Here is an 8,227-nt window from a genome sequence, read left to right as displayed (position 1 = left end):
CCCTGGTCGGCCGTCTGGGTAAGGTGCTGGGCCCGCGCGGCCTGATGCCGAACCCCAAGGTCGGCACCGTGACCCCGAACGTGGCCCAGGCCGTCAAGGACGCCAAGGGCGGCGCCGTGGAGTTCCGTGTCGAGAAGGCGGGCATCGTCCACGCCGGCATCGGCAAGGTGTCCTTCACCCAGGACGCCCTGGAAGCCAACGTCAAGGCGATCGTCGACGCCCTGGTCAAGGCCAAGCCGTCGGGCGCCAAGGGCACCTATGTCCAGCGCATCAGCCTGTCCTCGACCATGGGTCCGGGCATCAAGGTCGATCCGTCCTCGCTGGGCGCCTGATAAGGCTCCAGCCGCCCTCAAGTAGCGAGCGACCGCGTCGCGAGCGATAGGGCGACAACAGGCCCTCAAGCAGCGAGCGACCGCGTCGCGAGCGGTAGGGCCAAAAAACAAGCGCCGGCGAAGAGCGATCTTCGCCGGCGTTTTTGTTTGTCACGAATCCTCCGTAAACGGATGGCCCGTCAATCAGGAGCGTGCGGATGCCGCCGCCCACCCCGCCAGAACTGTCGATTGCGCCGCGCCGCCAGGTCGCGGCCCTGTGCTGGCGCGTGGATCAGGGCGGGGCGATTGAAATCCTGCTGGTCACCTCGCGCGACACCGGCCGCTGGGTCACGCCCAAGGGCGGACGGATGCGGGGCCTGACCGACGCCCAGTCGGCGGCGCAGGAGGCGCTGGAGGAGGCGGGTGTCGAAGGGCGGGTCACCGAGACGCCGCTGGGGGTCTTTTCCTATCTGAAACGCCTGAAACGGCGCGGGCCGCGCCCGACCCAGGTGACGGTCTTCGCTCTTGAGGCCCAGGTCCAGCACGACGATTGGCGCGAGGCGGCCCAGCGCACCCGCCGATGGTTTCGCGCCGACCGCGCGGCGGTGATGGTCGATGAACCGGACCTGGCGGCGCTGATCCTGGCGTTCGCGGCCGACGGGGGCGATCTGGGGCGTTGATTTTCCGCTCGCGCGCCTGTATGAGCGCCGCTTCCCGTCATGACCTCGCGTCGTGACGGTCCTGTCCGAGAACTTCGGGGCGTGGGGGTCACCCGCGCCGTAACTGTCAGAGAGCCCTCTGGCGCCGTGGGGAGATGGGGACGCAACGGACACTGGTCAGTCTCGCAACCGGGACGGATCGGGTTCGCGCTTCCTTCGGACAATACGACCGGCCTGATCGTTTCGCGGCGACGCGCGACGCTTTGGCCAATCCGTCGTCGGGAATGACCCCGGCGGCGAATACCAAGACTGGAGACCGCAATGGACCGCGCACAAAAGGCCGAGTCGATCGAGACGCTGAAGGGCGTCTTCGCTGACGCCGGCGCCGTGGTCGTGACCCACAACCTGGGTCTGACCGTTGCGGAAATGGAAGACCTGCGTGGCCGCCTCCGCAAGGAAGGCGCCGCGTTCAAGGTGATCAAGAACCGCCTGGCGCTCAAGGCGCTCGAAGCCGAAGAAGGCAGCGACTACCACGGCCTGTTCAAGGGTCCGGTGGGCATCGCCTACGCCTCCGACCCGGTGACGGCCGCCAAGATCACCGCCGAATTCGCCAAGGGCAACGACAAGTTCGTGGTCCAGGGCGGCTTCATGGGCGAGAAGGTTCTGGACGCCAAGGGCATCGAAACCCTGTCCAAACTGCCTTCGCTGGACCAGATCCGCGCTTCGCTGCTGGGTCTGCTCAACGCGCCTGCGACCAAGATCGCCGGTGTGGTCCAGGCCCCGGCCGGCCAGCTGGCTCGCGTCTTCAACGCCTATGCGACCAAAGACGCCGCCTAAGGCGACCGCTTCCATCTCTGCATAACCTCTATCTGAACCCAATCCTCCGAAGGAAAACGAACCATGGCTGACCTGTCCAAGATCGTCGAAGACCTGTCCTCGCTGACCGTCCTCGAAGCCGCCGAACTGTCGAAGCTGCTGGAAGAAAAGTGGGGCGTCAGCGCCGCTGCTCCGGTCGCGATGGCCATGCCCGCCGGTGGCGGCGCCGCTGCTCCGGCTGAAGCCGGCGAAGAGCAAACCGAGTTCACCGTCGTCCTGGTCGACGGCGGCGACAAGAAGATCAACGTCATCAAGGAAGTCCGCGGCGTCCGCACCGACCTGGGCCTGAAGGAAGCCAAGGACCTGGTCGAAGGCGCTCCGCAGCCGGTCGTCGAGAACGTCTCGAAGCAAGCTGCTGAAGAGCTGAAGAAGAAGCTGGAAGAAGCCGGCGCCAAGGTCGAAATCAAGTAATCGACCCAGCGCCAGCCTCACGGCTGACGATCGACGGGCCGGGGAGCGATCCCCGGCCCGTTTTCTTTTGCATCATGGACAGACAGACCCGGCCGTGATCCGTTGGCGGCGGGAGGACTGTTTGATGAAAAACGCCATTCTGCCTGCGGCGGCCGTCGCCGCCTTCGCCCTGGTGCTGACCGGATGTGAACAACCGGCGCCCAGGACGCCGCCCGCGCCGCCCGCGCCGCCGTCGCCCCCCAGCCCCGACCTGCCCATGACCGGCGTCAAGGCGCGTCAGATCATCGGCGACCTGCCGCTGCCGTGCGTCGAACTGGCCTCGTTGAAGATGGACATGGTCACCTGCGACCAGCGGATTGGCCGCACCGCCGATCATGAGGGGCTGCGCACCGAATTGCGGGATCTGCGCTGGACGCTGCAGACCCTGCCGGCGACCGAGGCGGCGGCGCGCTGCACGGCCCAGGTGGACGAGTTGCGGAGGCGCTCCAAACCCCAGGCCTGCTGGGATCTGGGCATAAGCTGATCGCTGGGATCAGCGCCGGCGCGCGGCCATGATGTCGGCCAGACGGTCGCGCGTGCCGGGGATGCGCTCCAGACGCGGGTGGCGCGGCCCCCCGCGATAGTCGATCGTCACGGTCCGAACGCGATCACCGCTGCGGATGATCATCTCGATCGGGGTTCCGTCCTTGGCCGCCAGAACCGCCTGGCGCAGGCCGCGAGCGCTGGCCACGCGACCGTTGACCGCCAGCAGATCCCAGCCTTCGCCGATGTCGGCGTCATAGGCCGGCCCGCCCCAGCGCACATTGGAAATCCGGTTGCTGGCCCCGCCCAGGGTGAAGCCCAGCGAGAAGGAGAAGTCGCTCTCCCAGCCCGGCATGATCGCCTTGTAGGCGGCGGTCGGTTCGTCGGCATAGACCAGCCGCCAGCCGGCGCGCGCCAGCCCATCCAGCGGGGCGGCAGCTTCGTCCCCCACCGCATGCAGCCGCGAACGCAGGAAGCCGGCCCAGTCGTGCGGATGAACGGCGTTCAGGGCCGTGACCACCTCGTCGAAATCATAGCCGCGCGGCGCCCAGACCCCGTCGCCGCCGCCGAAGAAGCCGCGGGCGAAATCGTCCAGCGAGCGCCGGTCGCCCGTGCCCTCGCGGATCAGGGTGTCGGCGTCCAGCCAGATCAGCTGGGCCTCGCGGTAATAGTCGCCCGAGCCGCGCATCCACGACGGCCAGTTCTGCCGGATGCGATAGCCCAGAAGATTGTTGTTGGTCGTGTCCTGCAGCGGCCGCCACTGGCGCCCCGGCTGGGTGTCATAGAAGGCCGCCACCTGGGCCAGGTCGGCCAGGGCCTCGTCCATCGACCCCAGGCCCGCGCGGGTCTGCAGCACCGCGCCCCAGTATTCGGTCTGGCCCTCGTACACCCACAACAGGCTGTTGCGGACCGGGGTGTTCAGATTGGGGACCATCTGATCGGCCGGGCGCCGGTATTTGCCGTTCCAGGTGTGGACGTATTCGTGCGGCAGCAGCCGCCGCCCCTTGAACGACCGCGCCCATGTCGCGCCGAAGAAATCGGCCGCGCCGGTGTTTTCCGACGAGCGGTGATGCTCCAGCCCGATCCCGCCCAGCCGGTCGGTCAGGGCCAGCAGGAAGTCGTACCGGTCATAGCTGCGGCTGCCGAACAGGCGGTCGGCCTGGGTGACCAGATCGCGATAGGCCCGCACCTGGTCGTCGGTGATGCGGATCGCCTGGGCCGTGTCGCCGACCAGGTTCAGCCGCACCGGCGGCCGGCCGCCGTCCACCGCCAGATCGACCTGACGATAGTGGGCGCCGGCGTACATCGGGCTGTCGGCCAGAACCTCCAGGCTGACCGGCGCGAACCGGGCCACGTCGCCGTCGCGCCCGGCCGTATCCAGCGCCACGCCATAGTTCCACCCGGCCGGCAGACGCACCGAGGTCTCGAACCGGATTCGGCTTTGCGGATAGCCGGCGGGGTAAAGCAGCGCCTTGTCGAACTGCAGATTGACGATCTCGGGCGTCATCACCACGCGCCAGGCCCCGCCGTCCGGCTGGGTCAGCCAGTCGAAGGCCACGTCCAGCGTCGTCACGCCCTGCGGCACATCGATGTGGAAGGCGTAAGGATCGATCGGATCGCGCGTCCAGGCGACGCGTTCGCCCCCGGCCGAGACGACCAGGCCCGCGACCAGCTGGATCGGTCCGCTGGGCGAATGATTGCCGGGCAGATATTTCGGATAAAGCAGGGTCAGCGGCCCGGCCGACACCGGAATCTGCTGGCGCACGCGGATTATGCGGTGCTCGACGTCGGTGATGTCCACCTGATGCCGGATCACGCCCGGATAGTCGCGGTCCTGAACGGCCGGAATGGGCGGCGTCACGACCTGGGCCGTCACGGGCGCCGCGGACAGCAGCGCCAGCACGGCGCCGAGCATGAGAGGGCGCATCGGCTCAGCGCCTGCGCGGGGCCAGGATGTCGCCCAGCCGGTCCGGCGCGCCCTCGATCCGTTCCAGCCGGGGGTAACGCAGGCCGCCGTGGTAATCGAAGCGCACCGTGCGCACCAGGTCGCCGCGCTTCAGCACCACTTCGATCGGCTCGGGACTGTCCTTGGCCGCCGTGATCGCCTCGCGCAGGGCCGCCGGGCTGGCCGTGCGGCCGTTCACCGCCATCAGCTCCCAGCCGATGCTCAGCCCCTGCTCGAACGCCGGGCCGCCCCACAGCACGCTGGTGATGCGGTTGGAGGCGTTCATCATGAAGCCCAGCGAATAGGTGAAGTCGTTACGCTTCAGCTCGCCGTTCAGGGTCTTCAGATAGTCGGTCATCCGCTCGTCATAGACCAGCCGATAGCCGCCACGTTCGATCCACGACAGCGGCTCGATGGCGGTGGGGCCGACCCCGTCCAGGCGCGCGCGCAGATAGGCCGCCCAGTCGTGCGGATGCACGGCGTTCAGCGTCGTCACCACCTCGTCGAAGTCATAGGGGCGCGGATCCCAGGCTCCGTCATCCATGCCGAAGAAGGCGCGGGCGAAATCGTCCAGCGACTTGCGGCCGCCCGTCTGCTCGCGGATCAGGGTGTCGATCTCCAGCCAGATCATCGCCCCCTGACGGTAATAGTCCTCGCTGCGCTGGTACGAGCCCCAGGCCTGGGGACGGCGCTGGCTGATGATGGGGTCGTTGGTCGTGTCCTGAAGCGCGCGCCAGGCATTGCCGGGATTGTTGTCATAGGCGGCGGCCGTGGTGGCCAGGATCGCCAGGGCGTCGTCGCGGCTGAGCATGCCCGAGCGGGCGGCCAGCACCAGGCCGTAGTACTGATCCTGGCCCTCATAGACCCACATCAGGCTGTTCTGCAGCGGGGTGTTCAGATTGAGGACCAGCTGATCGGCCGGACGCCGGTATTTGCCGTTCCAGGAGTGGTTGTATTCGTGGGCCAACAGGTCGCGGTCGCTGCGCAGGGCGGCCCAGTTGGTGAAATAGCCGGTATCGACGCTGTTCTCGGACGAGCGGTGATGCTCCAGCCCGATGCCGCCCAGCCGGTCGGTCAGGGCTAGCAGGAACTCATAGCGGTCGAAATGACGCGCGCCGTACAGACGGTCGGCCTGGACCACCAGATTGCGGTGGATCTGGATCTGCTCGTCCGTGGCGGCCAGGCTTTCGGGCTTGTCGGCGATCATGTGCAGTCGCACCGGCGACCGGCCGCCGGGGTCCAGGTCGATCATCCGGTAATGCAGGCCCGCGAACACCGGGCTGTCGGCCAGATGCTCCAGGCTGATGGGGGCGAAGCGGACCCAGCCGTCCTGGACCGTCTCCTGGGTCAGGGCGACGCCGTGGCTCCAGCCTTCGGGCAGTTTCAGCGACGGGCGGAACATCATCCGGTTGTGGGCGTAGCCGGCCGGGTACAGCAGGGCCTTCTCCCACTGCACATTGACCATCTCGTCGGTGAAGACGGTGCGCTGGGTCGAATCGTCGATGGGGGTCAGCCACTGAAACTGCACCTGCACCGCCTCTACGCCAGCAGGTACATCGATGTGGAAGGCGTTGGTATTGACCGTGTCGCGCAGCCAGTCCAGCCGCTGGCCGTCGGCGGTGACGACCAGTCCGGCGATGCTGCGCATCGGGCCGCGCGGGGCGTGGTTGCCGGGAATCCACTCGGGATAAAGCAGGGTCAGCGGACCGGGGCCGGCGACGGGAATGGTCTGGCGTACGCTGATGATGCGGCGGCTGACGTCGCTGGCGTCCACGGCGATGTCGATGACGCCGGGATAGGCCGCATCGCGCACCGCCGGGATCGGCGGCAGAGGGCGGGGCAGGGCGGGCGTTCCCACCTGGGCGGCCGCGGGCGCGCCGGCCACGATCATCAGGGCGGCGGCGCAGGCCAGAACGAGGGGACGTTTCATCGACGCAACTCCGGTACGGCGCCGCCCAGCCGCGGCGCGCCGAAGCTGGCGCCAGCCGCCCGCCGGGGTCAAGCCGCGGGCTTCACCTCAATCAGTTCGACCGTGAAGATCAGGGTCGAATTGGCCGGAATGTCGCCCCCGACGCGGCGGCCGCCATAGGCCAGGGCGGCGGGAATGGCGAACTCGAACGTCTCGCCCTCGCGCATCAGGGCGACGCCCTGGGTCCAGCCGGCGATGACGCGGTTCAGCGGAAACTCGGCCGGTTCGCCGCGCTTGTACGAACTGTCGAATTCCACCCCGTCGATGCGCACGCCGCGATAGTGGACCTTGACCACATCGGTCGCCTTGGGCTGGGCGCCGGCCGGATTGGCCTTGCCCACGCGGCGGTACTGCAGGCCGGTGTCGGTGGTGGTCCAGCCGCGCCGTTCGCCGTTCCAGGCCAGATAGGCCGCCTGACCGGCGTCCCAATTCTCTTGCGTGGCGGGACCGACGGGGGCCGGCGGCGCCGTCGGAGCGGTGGCGCAGGCGGCGAGCGTGAGGGCGGCGAGGGCGGGGACGATCAGCTTGGTCATGCGGTGACGCTAGCGGCTGGTTGCAGGCCTGAACAGACCTACTGACGCACGCCGCCGACAGAGTTGGGATCGGACCGCGCCGGCCCTGCCGTGTGTTTCAGCCAGCAATAGCTCTTGTCGCGCGGCGCGGGCGTATACAGGTTGAAGGCGCGGCACTGGCGGTTGGCGACGCACATCACGCGGCAGGCCTCGAAATCGTCGGTCCCCACTTCGACCATCCCCAGATCATTGCCCGCCCGGTCCAGGCCGTCCTCGCGCAGGAAGCCGTTGACGACGCGGGATTGGACGGGTGCGGCGGTCGTGCCGGCGGCGCAGTCGGCCAGTTCGGTGCGCAGGGCGCCCATGCTGACCGAATCCATCAGGTGGCGCCGCGTTGTCGTATCGACCCGTGTATCCGGGGGATAGCGGGCGGCGATCGCTCGGGCCGAGGCCACGGCGCGTTCAGCCTCTTCGACCGACCGGCGAGTACGGGCCATGTCAGCCTGCGATGCGCCATTGGTTTCGCCCAAGGCCAGGATCATCCGGCCCGCGCGGATCGAATCCGACTCGGCTTCGACCATGACCGAGGCCACCGCCAGGCACCGCGCGGGGCTGCCGACGGGGGCGACGCCGGACTGTCGCGCGGACGAGGCGGCGCCCCAGCCGATCGCCAGCAGCAGCACGGTCAATACGGTGATGATGCGACCCATGGCGCCCTCCGATCACGAGGCGGGGACTGTTTCGGGCGGTGCGCGGCGGCGTCCAGTTTCCTTTCCTGACGGCCGCGATGAAAAACCGTACGTCCGGCCTTTATTTCGTCCGAAAAGCGAGTATATCAGCGCGTTCCGCATCACTCCGTAAGAGTCGCGCGCGAAAGCGTCGAGGCCCGGTCCGTCGCCCTCCGACCGGTCGAAGACGCACCCCTTCCCAAGGGGGTCCTGCATTTCAGGCGTCCTGGTCCGGGTCGGACCGAGGGTGGACGCCGAAACCTTCAACGCCGCGGACGCCGGATAGGCGCGCCG

The 8,227-nt window shown here is 68.3% G+C and carries 8 protein-coding genes and 1 pseudogene; 5 read left to right on the top strand and 4 right to left on the bottom strand.

Annotated elements, in window-relative coordinates; all coding sequences use genetic code 11:
- From Q0581_RS05725 to Q0581_RS05705, 5 genes and pseudogenes are all read left to right on the top strand, one after another.
- A pseudogene (locus Q0581_RS05725) lies at window positions 1–332 on the top strand (50S ribosomal protein L1); the annotation flags it as partial.
- A gap of 197 nt (window positions 333–529) precedes the next feature.
- Entirely contained in the window at window positions 530–991 is a 462-nt protein-coding gene (locus Q0581_RS05720; protein WP_298698475.1) for an NUDIX hydrolase, read from the top strand.
- Window positions 992–1,291: 300 nt separating this feature from the next.
- On the top strand, window positions 1,292–1,807 hold the full coding sequence (rplJ, locus tag Q0581_RS05715; protein WP_298698473.1) for a 50S ribosomal protein L10: 516 nt from the start codon (window positions 1,292–1,294) through the stop codon (window positions 1,805–1,807).
- Window positions 1,808–1,870: 63 nt separating this feature from the next.
- Window positions 1,871–2,257 carry a 50S ribosomal protein L7/L12 gene (rplL, locus tag Q0581_RS05710; RefSeq protein ID WP_298698470.1) on the top strand — a complete coding sequence of 129 codons (387 nt, stop codon included), beginning with the start codon at window positions 1,871–1,873 and terminating at the stop codon, window positions 2,255–2,257.
- A 124-nt stretch (window positions 2,258–2,381) separates the two neighbouring features.
- Window positions 2,382–2,780, top strand: a complete 399-nt coding sequence (locus Q0581_RS05705) for a hypothetical protein (RefSeq protein WP_298698467.1) — start codon at window positions 2,382–2,384, stop codon at window positions 2,778–2,780.
- Window positions 2,781–2,789: 9 nt separating this feature from the next.
- On the opposite strand, the gene Q0581_RS05700 is transcribed toward Q0581_RS05705, so the two are convergent.
- From Q0581_RS05700 to Q0581_RS05685, 4 genes are all read right to left on the bottom strand, one after another.
- The gene (locus Q0581_RS05700) at window positions 2,790–4,706 is read right to left on the bottom strand and encodes a peptidase M61 (RefSeq protein ID WP_298698433.1); all 1,917 of its coding nucleotides are present in this window, start codon (window positions 4,704–4,706) and stop codon (window positions 2,790–2,792) included.
- Window positions 4,707–4,710: 4 nt separating this feature from the next.
- Window positions 4,711–6,654, bottom strand: coding sequence for a peptidase M61 (locus Q0581_RS05695; RefSeq protein WP_298698431.1), 1,944 nt, complete (start codon window positions 6,652–6,654; stop codon window positions 4,711–4,713).
- Between the two features lie 68 nt (window positions 6,655–6,722).
- Window positions 6,723–7,226 carry an FKBP-type peptidyl-prolyl cis-trans isomerase gene (locus Q0581_RS05690; protein WP_298698429.1) on the bottom strand — a complete coding sequence of 168 codons (504 nt, stop codon included), beginning with the start codon at window positions 7,224–7,226 and terminating at the stop codon, window positions 6,723–6,725.
- A gap of 38 nt (window positions 7,227–7,264) precedes the next feature.
- Entirely contained in the window at window positions 7,265–7,915 is a 651-nt protein-coding gene (locus tag Q0581_RS05685; RefSeq protein WP_298698426.1) for a PAN domain-containing protein, read from the bottom strand.
- Window positions 7,916–8,227: the final 312 nt, after the last annotated feature.

The sequence above is a fragment of the uncultured Brevundimonas sp. genome, from assembly GCF_937863155.1.
Lineage (GTDB): Bacteria > Pseudomonadota > Alphaproteobacteria > Caulobacterales > Caulobacteraceae > Brevundimonas.
This window is presented reverse-complemented; position numbering and strand designations above follow the sequence as displayed.